Source organism: Natronomonas sp. EA1, from assembly GCF_051195035.1.
Lineage (GTDB): Archaea > Halobacteriota > Halobacteria > Halobacteriales > Haloarculaceae > JBNTJV01.
The window spans coordinates 16668-36910 of record NZ_JBNTJV010000010.1 but is presented as its reverse complement, the minus strand read 5'-3'; the positions used below and the strand labels follow the sequence as shown (position 1 = coordinate 36910).

The 20243-nt window shown below is 58.4% G+C and carries 18 protein-coding genes; 8 read left to right on the top strand and 10 right to left on the bottom strand.

The features are described 5' to 3' along the window. Window positions 1-363: 363 nt before the first annotated feature. Both ACQUQR_RS17835 and ACQUQR_RS17830 read right to left on the bottom strand, forming a co-directional pair. Window positions 364-1011, bottom strand: coding sequence for a hypothetical protein (locus ACQUQR_RS17835; protein WP_435197722.1), 648 nt, complete (start codon window positions 1009-1011; stop codon window positions 364-366). Between the two features lie 136 nt (window positions 1012-1147). Then, on the bottom strand, window positions 1148-2386 hold the full coding sequence (locus ACQUQR_RS17830) for an MFS transporter (RefSeq protein ID WP_435197721.1): 1239 nt from the start codon (window positions 2384-2386) through the stop codon (window positions 1148-1150). A 259-nt stretch (window positions 2387-2645) separates the two neighbouring features. Between ACQUQR_RS17830 and ACQUQR_RS17825 the strand changes: the two genes are divergently transcribed. The 3 genes from ACQUQR_RS17825 to gdhB all read left to right on the top strand — a co-directional run bounded on the left by ACQUQR_RS17825 (window position 2646) and on the right by gdhB (window position 7091). After that, the gene (locus ACQUQR_RS17825) at window positions 2646-5528 is read left to right on the top strand and encodes a bacterio-opsin activator domain-containing protein (protein WP_435197720.1); all 2883 of its coding nucleotides are present in this window, start codon (window positions 2646-2648) and stop codon (window positions 5526-5528) included. Between the two features lie 112 nt (window positions 5529-5640). Then, a complete protein-coding gene (locus tag ACQUQR_RS17820) occupies window positions 5641-5784 on the top strand; it encodes a rubrerythrin-like domain-containing protein (protein WP_257300909.1) in 144 nt (47 codons plus the stop codon). Continuing rightward, window positions 5781-7091 (top strand): glutamate dehydrogenase GdhB, encoded by a 1311-nt coding sequence (gene gdhB, locus ACQUQR_RS17815; RefSeq protein ID WP_282352304.1) that lies wholly within the window; start codon window positions 5781-5783, stop codon window positions 7089-7091. Before ACQUQR_RS17820 ends, gdhB begins: the two co-directional genes overlap by 4 nt. A 526-nt stretch (window positions 7092-7617) precedes the next feature. On the opposite strand, the gene ACQUQR_RS17810 is transcribed toward gdhB, so the two are convergent. Then, window positions 7618-9063, bottom strand: coding sequence for an amidase (locus ACQUQR_RS17810; protein ID WP_435197719.1), 1446 nt, complete (start codon window positions 9061-9063; stop codon window positions 7618-7620). 109 nt (window positions 9064-9172) lie between these two features. Between ACQUQR_RS17810 and ACQUQR_RS17805 the strand changes: the two genes are divergently transcribed. Both ACQUQR_RS17805 and ACQUQR_RS17800 read left to right on the top strand, forming a co-directional pair. Next, window positions 9173-10024, top strand: a complete 852-nt coding sequence (locus ACQUQR_RS17805; protein ID WP_435197718.1) for a sulfite exporter TauE/SafE family protein — start codon at window positions 9173-9175, stop codon at window positions 10022-10024. 1 nt (window position 10025) lies between these two features. Then, window positions 10026-12461, top strand: coding sequence for a heavy metal translocating P-type ATPase (locus tag ACQUQR_RS17800; protein WP_435197717.1), 2436 nt, complete (start codon window positions 10026-10028; stop codon window positions 12459-12461). Window positions 12462-12551: 90 nt separating this feature from the next. Here ACQUQR_RS17800 and ACQUQR_RS17795 read toward each other — a convergent pair whose 3' ends face one another. Continuing rightward, window positions 12552-13526 (bottom strand): deoxyhypusine synthase, encoded by a 975-nt coding sequence (locus ACQUQR_RS17795; protein WP_135806861.1) that lies wholly within the window; start codon window positions 13524-13526, stop codon window positions 12552-12554. Window positions 13527-13617: 91 nt separating this feature from the next. Between ACQUQR_RS17795 and ACQUQR_RS17790 the strand changes: the two genes are divergently transcribed. Next, window positions 13618-14355, top strand: coding sequence for a uroporphyrinogen-III synthase (locus ACQUQR_RS17790; protein WP_435197716.1), 738 nt, complete (start codon window positions 13618-13620; stop codon window positions 14353-14355). Between the two features lie 39 nt (window positions 14356-14394). Here ACQUQR_RS17790 and ACQUQR_RS17785 read toward each other — a convergent pair whose 3' ends face one another. The 3 genes from ACQUQR_RS17785 to ACQUQR_RS17775 form a co-directional block, all read right to left on the bottom strand. Beyond that, entirely contained in the window at window positions 14395-15561 is a 1167-nt protein-coding gene (locus tag ACQUQR_RS17785; protein WP_435197715.1) for an MFS transporter, read from the bottom strand. Window positions 15562-15731: 170 nt separating this feature from the next. Further along, window positions 15732-16187 (bottom strand): zinc-binding dehydrogenase, encoded by a 456-nt coding sequence (locus ACQUQR_RS17780; RefSeq protein ID WP_435197714.1) that lies wholly within the window; start codon window positions 16185-16187, stop codon window positions 15732-15734. Window positions 16188-16242: 55 nt separating this feature from the next. After that, window positions 16243-16656 (bottom strand): alcohol dehydrogenase catalytic domain-containing protein, encoded by a 414-nt coding sequence (locus tag ACQUQR_RS17775; RefSeq protein WP_435197713.1) that lies wholly within the window; start codon window positions 16654-16656, stop codon window positions 16243-16245. A 244-nt stretch (window positions 16657-16900) separates the two neighbouring features. Between ACQUQR_RS17775 and ACQUQR_RS17770 the strand changes: the two genes are divergently transcribed. Continuing rightward, window positions 16901-17365 (top strand): nucleoside deaminase, encoded by a 465-nt coding sequence (locus tag ACQUQR_RS17770; RefSeq protein ID WP_435197712.1) that lies wholly within the window; start codon window positions 16901-16903, stop codon window positions 17363-17365. Window positions 17366-17393: 28 nt separating this feature from the next. Here the strand turns inward: ACQUQR_RS17770 and ACQUQR_RS17765 are convergent, their stop codons facing one another. Continuing rightward, entirely contained in the window at window positions 17394-17717 is a 324-nt protein-coding gene (locus tag ACQUQR_RS17765; protein ID WP_435197711.1) for a DMT family transporter, read from the bottom strand. Between the two features lie 289 nt (window positions 17718-18006). Between ACQUQR_RS17765 and ACQUQR_RS17760 the strand changes: the two genes are divergently transcribed. Beyond that, complete coding sequence (locus ACQUQR_RS17760) at window positions 18007-18441, top strand: DUF488 domain-containing protein (protein WP_435197710.1); 435 nt, start codon at window positions 18007-18009, stop codon at window positions 18439-18441. A gap of 61 nt (window positions 18442-18502) precedes the next feature. Here ACQUQR_RS17760 and ddh read toward each other — a convergent pair whose 3' ends face one another. Beyond that, entirely contained in the window at window positions 18503-19438 is a 936-nt protein-coding gene (gene ddh, locus ACQUQR_RS17755; protein WP_435197709.1) for a D-2-hydroxyacid dehydrogenase, read from the bottom strand. A gap of 276 nt (window positions 19439-19714) precedes the next feature. Continuing rightward, window positions 19715-20110, bottom strand: a complete 396-nt coding sequence (locus ACQUQR_RS17750) for a hypothetical protein (protein WP_435197708.1) — start codon at window positions 20108-20110, stop codon at window positions 19715-19717. Window positions 20111-20243 lie beyond the last annotated feature (133 nt).

Genomic DNA, 20243 nt, shown 5'->3' with positions numbered 1-20243 from the left:
CAAACCGGGTCGAGAGGCACTCAAAGAGATTGTCAGAGCAGTTCTCTGACTCACCAACAATGTACTTCACAAGAGCGTGATACGAATGTAGCATACCCTGAGTCACATAATATATGCCTCCCAAGCCAGAAATCCGATGTGATGACTTCAGATTCGTCCAGCTGGCGAGGATTCGTTACGGCTACAACTACTCTCAGAGCCAAGCTCAGAGCGATTGCGGTGGAAGCCGTGTATCGGTTGATGACGCATTTTGAGGAGTGGCCGGAACGATATATCGAACAGCAAGCTGCACTCTACGAGGACAATTACTAGCGACCCCACCCCAGTGGACGGAATTTGGCTCGTGGGGAGAGTTCTGCGCGGCTATCTTTGATCCGATGGTGCTGAGAAACCGTCTGCAGTAACGGCTTCAGAAGTCGGGGCAGGCCCCACCTCTCGTCGAAGTGCCTGAAGACCAGCGACACAGAGGACAGCTACCCCGACGACGACGAGCGCCTGAATGGACGGGAACGCCCCAATTGCTGCGGTGAAGGCAGTAACGTAAGCCATTGGGTGTTCTATGTGGAGCGCGTAAAAGACAGCCGTGCTAGCCACAAAGGCGAGCAGGGCACTCCCGACGATTCGAAGCCCTGGCTCCGACATCGGCTCGATACTCGTCGGGGCGATTCCCTGAGCAAGTGCGATATACGTCACCCACCCTGCGACTAGCGCGGTTAGATGGCTGACCACGACCGTCTTCGGGGAGTTATCCTCATCATGCGGAAAGAAGACGAGCAAATACGCCGCTGGTGCAAGAGCGATGAGGATACCCCAGAAGCCGGATGCGAATGCGAATCCTGCGAGTACGGCGAGGAGAACGACGCCGTGACCGCTCGCCCAGATCACGCGTTGATCCATCGATTGTACTTGAGGTGGGTCTTCACACTTGATGAGTGTTACGTACGAGGTGGAAGACAGGTCTGACGCCCGTACACTTCCAAAGCTGTAATCTCTCCTGGCAAGCAGGGACATGTTCAGAATGATGTCTTCTCGCCTGGATTTAGTCCTGTTAAGAAGTTTCCATCAGATGCCCACAGAGACTGAAAATCGATCAAAGAAACATAGTCGAATTACGGACCAAAAGATGAGAACGGGATAGAATCCTCAGCTAGGATCGGTTTGGTTCTGGTGCTCGCCACGCGACTGCAATCCCGCAGAGCGCGAGGAGTCCAGCGAGGAGGAATGCCGTATCGAAGCCGGCCAGATCGACAACGACACCGCCTGCAATCGGTGCAAGGAACGCACCTGCCAACCCAATACTCGTCTGGAACGCAACCGCTGTCGCGGCGACCCGCGAATCAACCACCTCGCGGACGTACGTAAAGGACAGGCCGAGCGTCAGCTGGACCGCAAATCCAGTGAGGAGTAGGAGTGCAACGAGCAGTGGCAGCGACCGAAACCGCGTAAAGACGAGCACGAGCGGAGCCGCGATTGCGAAGGATCCGAAGACGATGGGTTGGCGACGGCCACCGAAGACACGATCAGACAGGAGACCACTACTGATCCGGGAGACGACCCCGATCGCCGGGAACACCGCCACCAAGAGGCCACTCACCGCGAGTGATAGGCCAAGTTCGGTGGTGAGATACGACGCGCCCCAGCTATTCACGAACAGGTATAATGAATAGCCGAGAAAGCCGAGCAACCCGACTGACCAGACCTTCCGGTTCTGGAGGACCGCACCGAACTCCTCGAAAGAGGGAGCATCTCCCCGGCTCGTTCCGAGTCCGCGACTGGCCGGCCAGAACAGGACGAGGCCGACGACCGTGAGGCCGGTGAATGCGATAAAGATGGCGGGCCATCCGAATCGATGAGCAATCAGTGGCCCGGTCCCCTGACCGAGCGCGAATCCGATCGGGCCACTCGCGGTGAAGATGCCGACAGCAGTCGCTCGATTTTCGCTGGTCGCTGCCCGACTCACGATGTCGATGCCAGCGTTCCAGACGACGACGTAGGCGACCCCACCAAGCGCTCGTGACGCGATCACAGATCGATAATCCCCTCGCCGCCCAGCGATCCATCCCCACGTCCCGGCGACAACGAGTGTCAGCACTGCGAGTGCCATCGCAGTCCTGGAATCCGCCCGGTCGAGCGCCGCTCCAGCTGGGAGGCTTGCGATCACCGCGGTGCCGAACATGACCCCGACCAGGAACCCTGCGATCGTCGGCCCAATATTCAGTGCGTCGCGAATGAGCGGGGTAACACTCGCCGGGACGATCTCATAGGCAGCGAGCCCCGTCGAGATGAGACTCGCTCCAGCGACGAGTCTCCACGCCGACTGGCGCTGCTGTTGCGGTTCCTTGCTCGTGGCGTCTTCGGGCTGGGTGGTGGGAGGTCGGGTAGTCATTCCTCGAGAATCTGGTTGGATAGCGGAACGCTGAAATCGGGAAGAGTCGGTCGACCGCGAAAAATCCCGATAATCGCGTTTTCATATTCCGTAGCGCGCTCCCTATCTCACGGGGTTAAACAACAAACGTCTTTGGCTCGGGGCGGTTAGATAGTTAACTAGCAATGGACTTACATTCCGACCCGGGCCAGTACCGGAGCTGGAGGCGAGCTCGAAACGGCACCGAGAGAACCATTCGCTGTCCCTCAGTGGTCGAATAATGACCGCTTCCCCACCCGTTCTGGATTCGTCGACAGTGTTGCTCGTCGGAACAGACGACTGGCTCACACAATTCGCCACGACGCTCGAGAAACGGACTGATGCCAGCGTACAACACGTTCGAACCAAGACGGAGGCAATCGACACCATCCGGACGCGCCCCACGGACTGCCTCATTAGCGAGTACGCGCTCGACGAGACGACCGGACTCGATCTCCTCCGAGAAATCCGCGAGGAAACGACTGCGCTCCCCGTCATCCTCGGGACGACTGCCGGGAGTGAAGCCATCGCCAGCGAGGCCATCGAAGCCGGTGTCACCGATTACATCGCGCTCTCGGACCCGCCAGCACAGATGACCGACGAACTCATCGAACGAACCGAACGTGCGATCCGGGCCGCACAGCGGTCGGCCACGCAACGGGACCGGGCCAGACAGTTCGACGCGATCTTCAACGATTCGCGAACTGCGACGTGGGTGCTCGACCCGGATGGCGCACTTGCCCGTGTGAATGAGACAGCACGGGAGATGGTCGACGAAGACATCGACACGATCGTCGGCGAACCCTTCTGGGCGCTTCCGTGGTGGTCACAGGCTGATGCACCGAACACGGACGTCCACCAACTCGTGGAGAAAGCACTCGACGGGTCGTTCGGCAAGGCGGTCGTCCCACAGCCGCCAGACGTCGATGAGCCGCGCGTTATCGACCTCTCCGTGCGCCCGGTCGAGAACGAGCGCGGCGACCTCGTCTCGATCGTCGTCGAAGGCGTCGATATCACCGAGCGCGTCGATCTCGAACGCAATCTCAGAGAATCCGAAGAACTGCACCGCGTCACGCTCAACAACATGACCGATACCGTCCTCATCACGGACGAGGCCGGCGAGTACACCTACGTTTGTCCCAACGTCCACTTCATCTTCGGCTACACGGTCGATGAGATCCGGAACCTCGGAACGATCGACGACCTCCTCGGCGACGACCTCTTCGACCGGGAGGAACTCGCGGAAGACGGTGTCCTCAAGAACATCGAGACGACGGCGACCGATAAAGCCGGGCGCGAGCACACGCTCCTCGTCAACGTTCGCGAAGTCTCGATCCAGGACGGGACTCTCCTCTTCAGCTGTCGGGATATCACGAAACGCAAGCAGCGCGAAGAGGCACTCGCCACGCTCCACGAGACGGCCCGCGATTTCCTCTACGCCGAAACCCATCAGGAGATCGCCCAGCACGTCGTCGACGACACACCTAATGTACTCACTCTCGATGCGAGTGCGGTCTATCTCTTCGATGGTGAGGCCAACAACCTTCGACCCGCAGCTCACTCGGCGACGATGACCAAGCTGAACGGGCCACTCCCGACCGTGCACGCCGACGGGGAAACGCTCCCGAGCTACAGTTTCGTCGAAGACGAGGCACTGTTCTTCGACGACGTTCACGACGCGGACCGACTCGACAATCGGGCAACTGACCTCCGAACTGCGGCCTACATCCCGCTCGGCAACCACGGCGTGTTCGTTGCGGGCTCGAACCAGGTCGGTGCATTCGATGAGGTGACGCGAGAATTGGCCGATCTGCTCGCGGCCACTGCCGAAGCAGCCCTCGACCGGGTCACACGGGAATCACGACTCCGGGAACAGGACCGAACACTCCAGACGCAAAACGAGCAATTGACCGCCCTGAACCGCATCAACGAGACGATACGGGAGATCGATCAGGCTCTCGTCCAGGCGGAGACGCGCGAGGAAATCGATCACACGGTCTGTGAACTGCTGACCGCCGACGACCGGTTCCGATTCGCCTGGATCGGGACGATCGATCCGACGACCGATACCCTGGAGCCTCGGGCCTGGGCCGGGACCGAACAGGGGTACTTGGATAGTCAGTCGTTCGCCGTCCAGGCGTCGGGTGCAGAACCGGCCGGACAAACCGCAGCCACTGGCGAGGTGACGATGGTGACGAACGTCGCTGCTGGTCTCCGTGACGAGGCGTGGCGGAAAGACGCCCTCTCCCGGGACTACCTGTCCGTGTTGAGCATCCCGCTTGTGTACAACGACCTTACCCACGGTGTGTTGACGGTGTACGCACCGACCCAGGATGCGTTCGACGAGACGGCGAAGGCGGTCCTGGGAGAACTCGGCGAAACCATCGCGTCCGCTCTCAGTGCGATCGAACGGAAGAATGCGTTGCTCACGACGTCGATGACACGTGTCGAGTTCACCATCGAGGACCCGAAGTTTGTCCTCTCACGACTCGCACAGGACGCGGAGTGCACCCTCTCGTATCAAGGTGGTGTCCAGCAGTCGACGGAAGGCAGCTACGTGTTCGTCACCGTCGAAGACCGGGCGGTAACTGACGTAGCAGATGCCGCCTCGCAACTAGTCGGTATCGACGACGTGCAGCAGATCAGCGCGGACGGTGAAGGGGGTGTTCTACGGCTCCGGCTTACACAGCCGTTCCTCGCCCTGGAGTTGGCTGATCACGGTGCTGTCTTCCGCGAAGCGACCGCTGACCCGACCACGACGACGCTCGTCATCGATATCCCGGACAGCATCGACGTCCGAACAATCACGCAGCTCGTCCGTGAGACGTTCGCTGGCGCTGAACTCCGTGCCAAGCAGACGCTCGATCAGACCGCAGAACACAATCTCTACTCGAAGTTCCTCGATTCAGTGACGGAGCGGCAACTGGAGGTGATCCAGACGGCGTACTACAGTGGGTTCTTCGAGTCGCCCCGTGAGAGCACGGGCGAAGACGTAGCGGAGGCACTCGGCATCTCCCCACCCGCGTTCTATCAACACGCGCGGACCGTCCAACGGAAACTGTTTGCTGCACTGTTCGAAGAGAACAATCTCCCGGTGGCGGCCCAAGCGGAGACAGTTCAATAACAAACCCACTGGTTGGAGTGCTGTTTGGTAGTCAACAGCCGAGTATTCCCTTATACACTTATTACACCTTATAGAGTGCGCCACTCCACCTGGCGGCACTCGTGAACTCACAATGAGAGATGTCGACCCTGAATCAGACGAAGAAACCCCCTACGAGTGCTTCGAATGTGGCAAAATCATCATCGCGGAGGATAGCCCGGGCCAGTGTCCCGACTGTAGCGGTCCGATGCGAAACCGGCGAATGCCGCTCGAATGACCATGGCATCGAAATCTGATAGTACCCGCGACGAGTCAGACGACGAGGCGGCAGATTCGACCGAACCCGAATCGGCGCTCGAAACCGCCCGCCGCCAGTTGTACCATGCTGCTACTCATCTCGATATTGATCAGAACATCGTCGAACGGCTCAAACACCCAAAGAAAGTCCACGAAGTCACTGTTCCTATCGAACGTGACGACGGGACGGTCGAGGTGTTCACGGGCTACCGAGCCCAACACGACAGTGTTAGAGGACCGTATAAAGGGGGGCTCCGGTATCACCCCGAGGTGACGCGGGACGAGTGTGTCGGCCTCGGCATGTGGATGACCTGGAAATGCGCCGTTATGGATCTCCCGTTCGGGGGTGCCAAAGGTGGCGTTGCGGTCAATCCGAAGGAGTTGAGTTCGGCTGAGAAAGAGCGGCTCACCCGACGGTTTGCCCAAGAGATCCGCGGAGCGATCGGCCCGACAGTAGACATTCCCGCGCCAGATATGGGGACAAATCCACAGACGATGGCGTGGTTGATGGACGCCTATTCGATGCAGGAAGGCGAGACCATTCCCGGTGTCGTCACGGGGAAGCCACCTGTCATCGGGGGCAGTAAAGGCCGTGACGAAGCGCCTGGCCGGAGCGTTGCCATCATCGTTCGGGAGGCAATCAAGCATTACGAGAAGGATATTAACGAAGCGAGTGTTGCCATCCAAGGATACGGAAGCGTTGGCTCGAATGCTGCACGGTTACTCGACGACTGGGGAGCGAACATCGTTGCGGTCAGTGACGTCAACGGTGGTGTCTATGACACGAACGGCCTCGATACCCATTCGATTCCATCACACCATGAAGAACCCGAGGCTGTGATGGGTCATGACGCTCCAGAAACCGTCACCAACGCGGAACTGCTTGAACTTGACGTAGACGTTCTCGTGCCTGCCGCCTTGGGGAACGTCCTTACAGCCGAGAACGCCGAGGATGTGCGGGCGGATATCATCGTCGAGGGAGCGAACGGACCAACGACGAGCGCGGCCGATCGTATTTTTACTGAGCGAGGGATACCTGTTATTCCGGATATATTGGCGAATGCCGGTGGCGTCACAGTGAGTTACTTCGAGTGGCTACAAGATATCAATCGCCGTACGTGGTCGTTGGAACGGGTACACGACGAACTCGAAGAAGAAATGTTGACGGCATGGGATGTGGTCAGAGACGAGTTCACCGATGGTGAGGTGACGTGGCGCGATGCAGCCTACATTGTCGCTCTCTCACGAATCGCTGAAGCCCACGAGGCGCGGGGGCTCTGGCCGTAGGGAGATGGATCATCGACCATTCAGACGAATTCGACAGCCAAGTACCCCGCTTGAACGAGGGCTGTTTCGACTGTATCAGCTTGTTAGTCCCGGGGCTCTCCTCGTTACTATCTGCTTTATTGGATACGTTGTCATCGGCTTCAGCTTATCCTTCGTTGGGATCTATGAACCAACATACTCCGTGATGGGTTTCACCGACCCATTTTTTACAATCTTGTCATTTCTGACTGGGCTTTTCATCAGTACGATGTCGGGAACGCTCGCGGTGCTCACGCTCCTGCTTAGCCCCAACGATTCGAAGGCTGGTTTCGTTGTCATGGTGAGTTTCATTGCTCTTGGATTTGGGGCCGCTACGATGCGAGTTACATTCGGGGGCGTCCAAGCATGTCTCGCTGAGATAATAAGCAGTCTTCTGTAGAAGTGAAAATATATTCGTGCATTGCAAAAGGGATTAGTTACGACGTTCGCTCTTGAGAAATGCTCAAGAGGGTCCAAACGCTGGGTCTGATACCGATGGCCGGTCGGTTCACCGCAGAGGATACTGATTCGTCCACGGCCGGCATCGTTCAAGCGCTGCAGCGACGCTCAAAATATCTGCTTCAGCAAACCGCCGGCCAACAATCTGTAATCCAACTGGAAGCCCGTTGTCGGTAATCCCAGCAGGAACTGACGCCACAGGGTGGCCAGTCATATTGAACACCCATGTCAACATCACGTCTGTCGGGACACCAATCACGGATTGACCGTTGATTTCCGTTGGATAGCCGTCGGTGAGATGCTTGCTGAACGGTGGGACGGTAAGAGTGGGTGTCACGAGAACGTCGTAGCCAGTCAGCGCGTCCTGAATGCCATCGTATGCATCAGTCCGTGGCGCGTTCTGTAATCGATTGTCGGCAGCGTCGGACTCTGTTCCTAATGCGATCGTCGATCGAACCGTGTCTTCGACATCTGCCGTCTCGAAGTCGATGTCGTACCGGTCTTCGATTTGTTGAGCGAATGCACTGAAGAAGGCGCCAACCTGCGTGACGTACGCCATCGAGAGCTCTTCATACGACGGGAGCGAGACGTCCACAGTATCGACTGTCGCACCGCCGGCCGCTAGGTCCGTGACGGCAGCATCAACTGTTTCACGCACCGTCGATGCAACTGGTTGTAAATCCAGATTCGGACTGTACGCAACCGATAGCTCAGTAGTCGGCCGGTTAGTGGTCTCGACGTATTCCGTCTCTGGACGGGGCACACTAAATGGATCTCGGTCGTCATAGCCTGCGAGGACATCGAGTAAGAGAGCTGTGTCCTCAACTGTTCGTGCCATCGGCCCACCCACAAAAAACGGAGAGTGGGTGCCGAATCCGTCGAATGGGATACGTTCGGGAACGAGCCCGAACGTCGGTTTCAGCCCGATAACGTTACAACAGGAGGCTGGGACCCGGAGCGAGCCACCGATATCTGACCCGGTGGCAAGCGGTACTGCACCCGCCGCAAGCGCCGCTGCCGAGCCACCAGATGAGCCGCCCGCAGAATGATCGGAGTCGAACGGGGTCGGAGTCGCACCAACGAGCCGATTCTCTGTCTTAATAGTGTGACCGAGTGCCGGTGTGTTGGTCGTACCGACGATGACGGCACCGGCAGCTTCCAGCCGTTCGACTGTGATGGAATCCTCGTCGGCCACGTTATCGGCCAATGGAGCGAGTCCCATCGTATTCTTGACACCCTCTTTCCGGCTCCGAAGATCTTTGATTGCGACTGGCACACCGTGGAGTGGGCCGAGGTCTTCTCCACGGGCCGCTGCAGCGTCGGCCGCGTGAGCACGCTCCCGTGCCGATTTCTCAGTGATCGTGATGAATGCGTTCAAATCATCGATTGCTCCGATACGCTCTAGGGTTGACTCGAGGAGGGTTAGCGCAGACACACACCCAGTACGGGCTTCAGACGCAAGTTCCCGTGCCGATCGCTGCATGAATTCGGGCATATCTAATGAACATTCGGGCTGTGTGTTCCTATTTATTCTCATCAGTGACTTTCGAAGTCACGGCCCGAACCGAAACCAACTACACAGGACGGGTGGTATACTCTAATCTATGCTGGCTTTGCCAGCCGTGAGTATGATCTCGGCAGTCCTAGTACAACTGAGTGAGATCGGCATCGCGAGTGGCTACGGACTGGTGGTGTTTTTTCTGATTGGTCTCCTCGGCGGTGCACACTGTATTGGAATGTGCGGCCCGCTCGTTGCAACCTATGCCGAGCGTATGGAAACCGACGACCGCTGGTCTGGCGCACTCACTCTCTATGAAGTGCGGCAGCACGCGCTGTTCAACCTCGGCCGGACGATGAGCTACGCCCTCATCGGGGCTGTCTTCGGGGCTGCTGGCGCGCTGCTCTATGGGACGATCGGGCTCGCCGGGATTCTCGGGCCAGTCCAAGGTGTCGTCGGCATCTGCATCGGCGTGGCAATCCTCGGGATGGGGATCACCCGATTGGCCGGCTACCAACAAGGAGCCGTCGAAGGTGTGATTGCCGATACTGGTATCGGATCAGTATTCGCGCGAACCTACACAGTGATCTCGACACGGATCGACCGCTGGGTCAACGGCATCGGCATCGTCGGGCTTGGCGTGCTTCATGGATTGTTGCCGTGTATGCTTCTCTATCCCGCATTCCTGTATGCGTTCGCACAGGGCTCGCCTGTATATGGTCTCCTCTCGCTCGCCGCGCTTGGGCTCGGGACGATTCCTAGCGTGTTCCTCTACGGAACCGTGATCCAGTCAGTAAGCGCCCGCCAGCGACAGGTGGTCCACTATGGACTCGGTGTGTTGTTCATTGGGCTCGGATACGTCCTGTTAGCGATGGGGCTCATGCGGTTTGGCGTCGTGCTCCCGTTGCCCGACATCCCGTACTATCAACCAATCTCCGGCTCGGAGGCGGTTGCGTAACATGTCCACCTGTACACTCTGTGACCTCCCTGTCGAAGACCCAATCATCGACGAGGCCATCGACGGCGAGTTCTGCTGTCGGGGCTGTTTAGAGGTCGCACGCCTGGTTGACAACGGTGAGGACGTCGACCTCTCCATTACGGCCGTCCGTGACCGTGTCGCGGCCGAGGATTCCCAACCCGATGTCCCCGAGGGCGCCGAAACGGCCTACCTCTCGATCGACGGTATGCACTGTCAGACCTGCGAAGGATTCATCGAACTCCTTGCCGAGGAAGAGGACGGTGTTCACGAGGCGCGTGCGAGCTACGCCACTGAAATGGCGCAGGTGGTGTACGATCCTGCCCAGATCGACCGTAACGCGATCTCCGCTGCACTCAGTCGACTGGGCTATCAGGCCCACGGTCCCGACGAGGAAAACGACTCGCTGCGTTCGCGCGTCGAGTTCGGCAAATACCGTGCAGTGCTCGCGGCGGTACTGATGATGCCCGTGTTGATTCTTTACGTCCTGTTCATCTATCCGGTATACCTCGGCATCTATCCTGAGAGCTTTCTCTACGGGAGTACCGTTGAGGCGATGGTGTTCGGACCGCTAGCGGTCTGGAGCACACTCATCGTTATCGGGCTCGGATACCCCATCTTCCGCGGGGCCTACGTGAGCCTGAAAGTCGGTCGCCCGAACATGGACGTGTTGATCGCCATCGCGGTGCTCGCAGCGTATCTCTACTCGCTGGCCACCTATCTCACGGGCGGGCGCGACCCGTACTTCGACGTCGCAGTGATGGTCCTAGCAATCGTCACTATCGGCAACCATCTTGAGTCACGGGTCAAACGCGCTGCGCTCGGCAATCGCGCTGACCTCACTGATTCACGCGTCGAGGAGGCACGCCGGCTCGCCGACGACAGCGAGGCCACCGAAACCATCGACATTGAAGCGTGTGAGCCGGGCGATCAGCTGTTAGTCAAACCTGGCGAACGGATCCCAGTCGACGGCCAGATTGTCGACGGAACTGCCGCGGTCGACGAGGCACTCGTCACAGGTGAATCTCTCCCGCAACGAAAATCCGTCGGAGACGACGTACTCGGCGGGTCGATCCCCACTGACAATGCGGTTGTCGTCGAAGTTGGGCCAGAAAACACCAGCACGATGGATCGCCTCGTCGAACTCCTCTGGAACGTCAAGAGTTCTGCGACAGGCGTCCAGCATATGGTCAACCGTTTTGCGGTACTGTTCGTTCCGTTCGTACTCGGGCTTGCCGCGCTGACTGCCACTGGCTGGTTCGTCCTCGGCAACGGCCCGAATACAGCTATAATGGTCGGTGTCTCTGTGTTAGTGGTCTCGTGTCCGTGCTCGCTCGGGATCGCGACCCCGCTTGCTCTCGCGGCGGCCACCCGCGATGCCACCGATAATCGCATACTCGTTCTCAACGAGACAGTGCTCGAGCGAATCGATGACTCCGCGGTCGTCGTGTTCGACAAGACTGGGACGCTCACCACGGGGGAGATGGAGCTTGTGGACGTCGCTGGCGACGATCCTGACGAAGTGCTTGCGATGGCGGCCGCCGTCGAACGCCGGTCGAGCCACCCCATCGCCGCTGCGATCGACGATGCCGCCCCGCCGACCACACGCTCCGTGTCGCGTTTCGAGAGCGCCGATCGTACCGTGTCAGCCCTCGTCGACGATACCCGCGTGGTTATCGGCCATCCAGACTCCTTTGACGCCGACGAGTGGACGATACCTGCAGAGATCAAGACAGCCGTCACGGACGCCTACGAATCGGGCAATCATCCGACGGCGATTGCCTGGGAGGGTGTCGTCCAGGGGATCGTCTCGGTCCGAGATACGCCGCGTGAGAACTGGGAACGCGTGGTTTCCGATCTCACGGATGCGGACCGGGAAATCGTCGTGCTGACCGGCGACGACGAACGGATGACCGAAACATTTGCAAACCATCCAGCGATTGATCACGTATTTGCAGGCGTGCGCCCCGAGTCCAAGGAAGCGATCGTCCAGGGTCTCCGGGAGCGCGGGACGACGACAATGATCGGCGATGGAACGAACGACGCGCCCGCCCTCGCGAGCGCAGACCTCGGGATCGCGGTCTCGAGCGGCACCGATCTGGCGATCGAGGCGGCCGACGCGGTAGTACTGGACGACCGTCTCGACGCCGTTCCCGAGGTCTTCGAGCTGGCGAGTGAAACACGAGGCCGAATCAAACAGAACCTGCTCTGGGCGGCTGGCTACAACGCGATCGCGCTTCCACTGGCAATGACTAGCGTGATCACGCCGTTGATCGCCGCCGTTATGATGGCGGTCAGTAGTCTCATCGTCGTCTTCAACTCGAAGCGCCACCTGCTCTCGGCGAACGGAGATCAGGTGGCTGCAACCGACTCTAGCGAAGGCAACGATCAACGTGGATCTCCCGCACACTCGGACTGAACGGTCGACCGCCAAGCATCAACTGTAACCATCCTGCTACGCTTTCTAGCTACAGTCTGCTACAGCACCAGTTTAACCAGCAGATCACACTCACTCGCTGAAAGCACCCGCTACAAGCAGTGGAAAGACGAGCGTTGCTTCTGCTTCAACCTGCGTGTAATTCGTCCGCTCATCGTCTTTGATCTTCCCCCACGATACTGCCTCGTTCGGGGGCGCTCCAGAGAGTGAGCCATCCCCTTCCATACCAGTCGAGATGTAGACGACGTAATCCGCCCCGCCACGGAACAGATTTGTCATAATCGCATGGTGTTTCGGGACGCCCCCTCCAACTGCGATCAGACCTGTCGTGTCAGCAAGCATCCCGTCCTCGATAAGCGAGTCATAATCGTCGAGGATTTCGATGCCGACCTCCGAGTCGTATCCCTGTCTGTAATAGTAGAGAAAGTTCCCAACTTCGGCGTCCGTCAGCGCCGGACAGTACACGGGAACGTCGTTGTCCGCCGCTTGCTTCAGGACCGAATCGGGATCGTCGAGTGTCTCCCCTAATTCGCGGGCAAACGCCGTCGGCGTCCGGACCTTTTCGTCGGCGAAGAACTCCTCAAAGAAGTCGTACAGGTACTCCTCCAACCAGACGTATCGGTCGGAAGGAACAAAGAGATTCCCAAGACGGTTGATTCCCTGTTCTCGGAGCGCGGCCTCGTCCGCATCCCACTCTCCCATTTTGAACGGCTTCGCCGTTTTGATAACATCCTCCGCCAGCGATCCCGCGGTCGTGATAAGCACGTCGACGTACCCTTCACGAACGAGGTAGGCGACGACTTCACGCAATCCCGACGAAATGATATTCGACGTGCATGTGAGATAGATCGTGGCATCGGCGTCTTGCATTTGCTCGGCGATGTCGATGGCCTCTGCGAGTTGCGTCGCCTGAAAGCCCGTCGTTGCATACGCTTCCAGCATCTCCTGAAAATCGAATTCGCCACGGAAGTCGTAGCCCTGCACGTCTGGCGTGGTCAACTCTTCATCACTTCCGGGAACAACGTGGTCGTGAGACTCCTCGTCCATACCGGCAATTAGCAGGATGCCGGTTTGAATCGTTCGAGACTGGGCGCCGATTCTCGATACACACAAGTCCAGCATCGGCTAACTGTTCAATATGTCCCAGCCGACGGTGGCTGTTCTCCGACCCGACGACAGCCGTATCGTTGAGGCGGTCGAGTATCTCCAGTCACTCGATGTATCCCCGATTCCAGACCCGATGCTGGCAATCACACCGACCGGTCAGGTTCCCCAACATGCGGATTACTGTATCTTCACAAGCGAGACCGGTGTCGATCTAGCTGCGACAGCAGGATGGAAACAACGAGGAACCACTGTTTGTGCTGTCGGAGATCAGACTGCAACCGCATTATGCAATCGGGGCTATTCAGTCGATATCGTTCCATCGACGTTCACATCCACAGGACTCGTCGACGAGTTATCTACTGATGTCGAGGGCCAAACCGTCGAACTCGCCCGGAGTGCACACGGCAGCGAAGTACTTGTTGAAGGACTGGAAGCAGCTGGTGCAATTGTCAGCGAAACATGCTTATATCGCATGGAACGACCGGAGACTGCGGGACAGTCGGTTTCACTTGCGATAGACGGTAAGCTGGACGGTATACTGTTCACCTCGCCAAAGACGGTAGAGCACTTCGTTCAAATTGCGACTGAACGTGACGCTGTCGCTGCACTCCAACGCGAGCTAGAGGAGACGATTGTTGGAGCGATAGGAGCACCAACAAAACGTGCTGTCGACAAGCATGGGATCGCTGTCGATGTTATGCCGGATACAGTGGGTTTCACACAGCTTGCCGAGGTCACCGTACGTCGAATTCTGGATACCCACCAATGAACACATTCCGTCTCCAATCTATTAGCTGACTTTGAGTGTTCACTGACGTCTCACCGTAAACCACGTTACTCCGATCAAGAAGGCAGCGGCACCAGACACTAACAGGGTTTGACGATAGCCGAACAGTGCTGCAGCCCCGACACTAAGCGGCGGACCGACCGTCGTGCCGAGTCTGAGAACACTTGTCCGAATACTCATAATGCTCCCGCGGAATTCGTCCGGTGCTCGTTCGTTGAGTGCCGTATCCGTAATCGGCTCTGCAAGTCCTTGACCAAGTCCGAATAGAAGGAGTGCGCCAGCAACTACGTATATGGAGTCCGCGACGGCGACAATGACGAGTCCGATCCCGTAACTCACGAATCCGAGCGCGATCGATTGGAAGCTCGTGAGCGACCGAAGCACGCGATCACCTTGCATTGCTGTCGCTCCCATTGAAATGGCTGGTAATCCCACGAGAAGGCCGATACCCGCTGAAGAGAGCTGATATTCGTTGGCGAGCAGAAACGGAACGGCGGTGAGCTGCGCACCATAGAGGATGACAAAAATACCGAAGATTGCCAGATATAGCACGACGAAGGGGGTCATCGATGTGGGCCCGGTGAGGAACGCACGAATACTCGAATTCGTATTGTTCTCGTCGCGCTGTGGCTCCTCGAGCAAGGTTATGCCGGGTACAGCGACGAGCAGCGCGAGGAGAAAACACGCGAAGGGAGCCGACCAAGCGACTGTCGCCAGCGCACCGCCGAGTAACGGATAGCCAGCAGCACCCACCGCGAGAATCGCCGCGTTGGTCCCAATTAGCACTCGTCGTTGTTCACCGGAATAGAGGTCGCCGAGGAGCGTGACCGTGAGCATCGCAATCGCACTACTCGCCGCCCCTTGGATGGCTCGCAGGACCAAGATCAGGGTGAAGTCGGAAATGAAGATGATACCGCCCCCACTGAGTCCGAAGACAACGAGCGCCGGGATTAGAATCGGTTTTCGACCGATGCGGTCGGTTAGCAGTCCAATCGGGAGAGTGAGAAAGATTCCGGGGAGCGTGAACGCCGACAGCAAGAGGCTGGCCTGTGCCTCCGAAATGTTCCATGCCTCCTGGACCGCTGGGAGTACAGGGCTGATGAGTGAGACACCCATGACAGCGACGAGGGTACTCGCGAAAATCAAGGCCGCTGCTGGCGAATTCCGGAGTTTCCGTATCCATTCCATCCGTTCTATTACTCTCTCGGTAAGTGCTCCCCGTAAGTCATCCGCTACAGGGCGGTGGTCACGCTAATCCGTGTTGGAGAAATAGTTCTAATTCTATTGTCACAAGAATTGGAGTGGAAGATCCACTTGATACTGACTGTGGATCTCAATTCAATGTACGACACGTCGAATCACGCTACGCTGAGAACGAGTTTCCCTTGTACGTGTTCTGTCTCACCTACTTCGTGTGCCTGAGCTGTATTTTCGAGTGGGAATTCGGCACTGATCGTGGGGCGCACTTCTCCGGCGTCAATCAGTTCGCTAATCGTTGTTAGGAGCGATGGGGAATTCGACCGCCCACTTACCACCTGTACATCAATGTCGTGGTTGGTGGTGAGCGCTCCGGATGGTTGTCCAACGACTGAAACGAGCACCCCCTTTTTCCTGAGCACGTCGACTGAGCGTGCTGGGATTTCACCCCCGACTGTATCTACCACGATATCGACTTCATCAATCACTGACTCGAAGCGCTCCTCGCGGTAGTTCACGAACTCGTCGACGCCTAACTCCCGGAGATAGTCTTCGCTGTATCCCGACGCTGTGGCGATTACGTCGGCCCCCTTCCATTTCGCCAGCTGGACGGCCATATGTCCGACACCACCGGCTGCGCCGTGGATGAGAACTCGCTTGTCGGCCGTGCAATCAGCATACTCGAATAACGCTTGCCAAGCGGTCTGCGTGACGACCGGCACGCCAGCTGCCCCCCTCGTGATCGAGCGATTTGGGCTTCAGGACAAGTTGCTCGGCAGGTGTGGCCGAATACTCCGCATAGGAACCTAACTCCGGGAACCCATTGACACCGAACACTGCATCGCCCGTCTCAAATTCGGTAACTGACGCGCCGGTCTCCTCGACGACGCCTGAAACGTCAATCCCGAGAATGATGGGGAACGGATTCTCGGGCAGCATCGACACCAGCTGCATTCCCTGACGAATCCGCCAGTCGACTGGGTTGACACCCGTTGCGTGAACCCGAACGAGAACGTCATCATCGAGCGGATCCGGGCGGGGCGCATCCTCGTATCTGAGGACATCCGGTGAGCCGAACTCGTGCATGCGAACAGCCTTCATTCTATCCGTCACTTAGAATCATTCCTCGGTAGGTAGGTCCGCGTTGCAGGCTCTTAACCACTCTACATCTGGAATACTGGAGCTCAGAGGGTAGGCTGGCAGCGGGGTGAAAAATCACCGTCATCACCTCCCGAAGGATAGACCAACCGACAGGAACCGTCACAGGCCAAACGAAGCTTGAGTCGCCGTTCCAACCAAGTACTTCACCCAGAGAGACTACCATACAGCTATGGCAGCTCCCAATTTCGACGAGTTCGATCATGACGCACATATGCGCGAGACCTTCGAGTTAGCGCGCGAGGCTACCGCTCGTGGCGACAAACCGTTCGGCTCCGTACTCGTCCGCGACGATACTGTCGTCATGAGCGATTCGAATCGCGAGAGTACGGAGGACGATATCCGCCGCCACCCCGAGCTCCATCTCGCGTACCGCGCGTGCCGAGAGTACGACGCTGATGAGCGCGCTGCGATGGTCATGTATACGAGCACCGAGCCGTGTCCGATGTGTGCTGGCGGGATGGCGACAGCTGGGTTCGGTCGCGTCGTCTACAGTGTCGGGAGTGATGAAATCGCGGCGTTCACCGGAAGCGAGCCAACAGTTCGGTGCGCGGAAATTCTGGATGGCGTCAGCGATGTGGTCGGACCGCTGTTGAACGAAGAAGGTCGCCAGGTCCACCAGGAGTACGGCTGGTAACCGCCGGACTCCGTTCGGTGAGTCGTCGTTAGTGGCCTCCAGAGACGAAGTGGAGGCCAACGATCCCGAAGACGATCACGGAGATGAAGAGGAGACGGACACTCGTCGCCGGCTCGTCGAATAAGACGATACCGAGCGTAGCAGTGCCGACGGCGCCGATCCCCGTCCAGACAGCATACGCGGTCCCGATCGGCAGGTTTTGTATCGCTTTCGCGAGTAACACCATGCTGATGATGAGCGCGATGACTGTACCCGCTGTCGGGATTGGTTCTGAGAGGCCGTCAGAATACTCTAAGCCAATTGCCCAAGCTATCTCGAACAGGCCAGCTACAAAGAGCAAGATCCACGACATTCCCCTAGCTCTTGCTCACAAATCGGACTATAGCTTTCGATATCGACAGACAGCCGTTGATTCGATACCTGTTGGACGTGCAGTCTCTATTTGAACCGTACTCCGGCAGTAGTGCGTCAATCCGCTGCCCGAATCAATGTCGGTCGTCCTACCCGCTGGACAGTCTCGACAGCATAGCCCACCATATTCTCGCTCTGCGAACGATCACAAAACCCCCCAGCGGGCAGGGGCCATAGACATCCACCGGGAGGTTGACTACGCTGGGCGCCGAACGGCAAAGACAGAGATCGTGACCACCTCTGACCTCCTCGAGGACACGTACGTCGCAGCGCTACAGCATGATCTCGTAGACATCTCCCCGGAGGCTACGCTCGTGGGTGTGGTACGACGGCCCACTGGCTGGTTCAGAACGACGATCGACGAGAACTACCCGGCACTCGGTCCACCGCCAGACCTCCTGGACGAGTTCAAACAGCGCCACGAGGACTTCAAAATGCAGGGGATGTGTGACGAAGGCGCCCATAATGCTGCCTGGGACGAGGTCGGATTTGAGGATCGGTACCGAACATATCTCACCGAAGCAGCGGATGCTCAGGAGGCAGTCGCTGAACTCACCAATCGGCTTCGTGCCGAGGAACACCTCGTCCTAGTTTGTTTCGAGAACACCGACCAGAAACGCTGTCACCGGACGCTGCTCAAGGAGCATATCACTGAACAGCTATAGTGGAAGTCTATCGTGTGCCTCTGTTCGAACTGTGCGATCTGCGCAATCCCAAGCCACTCGGCTACACGATCCGATTGACGAGTTCCTCGCTGGCGGCGATGTAGGCGAGGTTCTCCCGGACGAGGTCCGCGACGTTCCGATAGTAGTCCTCAGTGAACCCTGCGCAGTGGGGAGTGATGAGAACCTCCTCGAACTCCCAAAGGGGGGACTCCTCGGGCAGCGGTTCCGCCTCGAAGACGTCGAGTGCAGCCCCACCGAGCGCCCCAGCTTCGAGGGCGTTGACGAGCGCCGCCTGGTCGACCACAGGGCCACGCGCGACGTTGATTAGAATCGCATCGTCGCGCATCGCGGCGAATTCCTCGGTGGACATGAGATGGCGAGTCTCGTCGACGAGCGGTACCGCGAGCACGACAAACTTCGCATCCCGGATCGCCGTATGGAGGTCGTCCGGTGTGTAGACTGTTCGAACTCCATCCAGCGAGTCACCCGAGCGACGGACGCCGACGACGTCGAGTCCGAGCGCGGTCGCCCGGTCCACGATTCCCCGTCCGAGCGTCCCTAACCCGACGATGCAACATCGCTCGTCTGCCAGCGTATATGCGTCGTCCCATGCGGGAGGCGACCACTCCCGCTGAGTCTGCGATTTCACGGCTGGCAGCAGTCGACGTGCGAACGAAAGCATGTATCCCGCGACGGTCTCGCCGACCGCCGGACCGTGGATGCCGCTGCTGTTCGTGAGGATCACCCCCTGCTCGCGCAACTCGTCGAAGGGGAAGCGATCGACACCAGCCTGAATCGAGTGTATCCAGTCGACTTCCTCGAGGTAGCTCTCGTGATAAGCCATCGTGACGACGGCGTCGTACGGTTCGAGCGAGTCGGCACCAGCATCGAGGATTGCTACGTCGACGATGTCAGTCAGGGCGTCTTGCAACTGTTCGGGGGGAAAGACGTCCGAGACGGACTCGTCGACTGCGATACTCGAGACTTCCATACTCATCGTGTTCGGTCGAACGGGTATTCAAGGGTCCGAAGCGTCCCGGACCAGGACGGGTACTACAGCCCAGTTCAGAGTCGTGACAGTCTCTGTCTCTGCCTATTAGCGAGATTCATCAATACGTGTCTTCAGCCTCTATCGAGGCGTTGACTATCGAATAGGGGTTTCTCAAAGTGCCCGATGTAACAGCAGGCCCAACTCAGGCAGCACCACAGCTCCGCCGGAATGCTTGGAATGGATTCGCATCTCCTGGAAGAATGTCGCCGATGAGATGATTGGTCACGGATTCGTCGATGCACGCGTCTCGCGGACGAACTGGATCACAGCGGCGAGGAGGACGAGGCAGATGACGATCATCGCGCCCTGTGAAACGGTCGCGATAACGGAGTCGACTGCCTCGCCGGTCAGCAACGCGATAATCGCTGGAACCCCTCGCATCGAGCCCAGTACGCCGAGCACCGCCAGGAGGCCGATTCCGTAGACAGCGAGCCGTTGCCGAGCCGGCTGCTGGCGACCCACCGCGCCCAAGATGCCGATGACAAGACCGAAGATGGCAGGAATGAGCGCCGTAATACTCGCAAAGTCAGAAAGCACGTAGGCACCGACACCCAAGACGACGAGTACGATTCCGAGCACGATGCCCAGCATGAACGTGGACGGACTGGAATTCGCCATATACGAACTCCTTTGGGGGAGAGGCGTATAGGTTTCCACTCGTACCATCCCGCCTCACGACTCGCCGCTGTTCCGGGACGGACGTCAGCGGCAGTTCGCAGATGCTCGTTGTCGACCGTCGGAGAGGGGATTC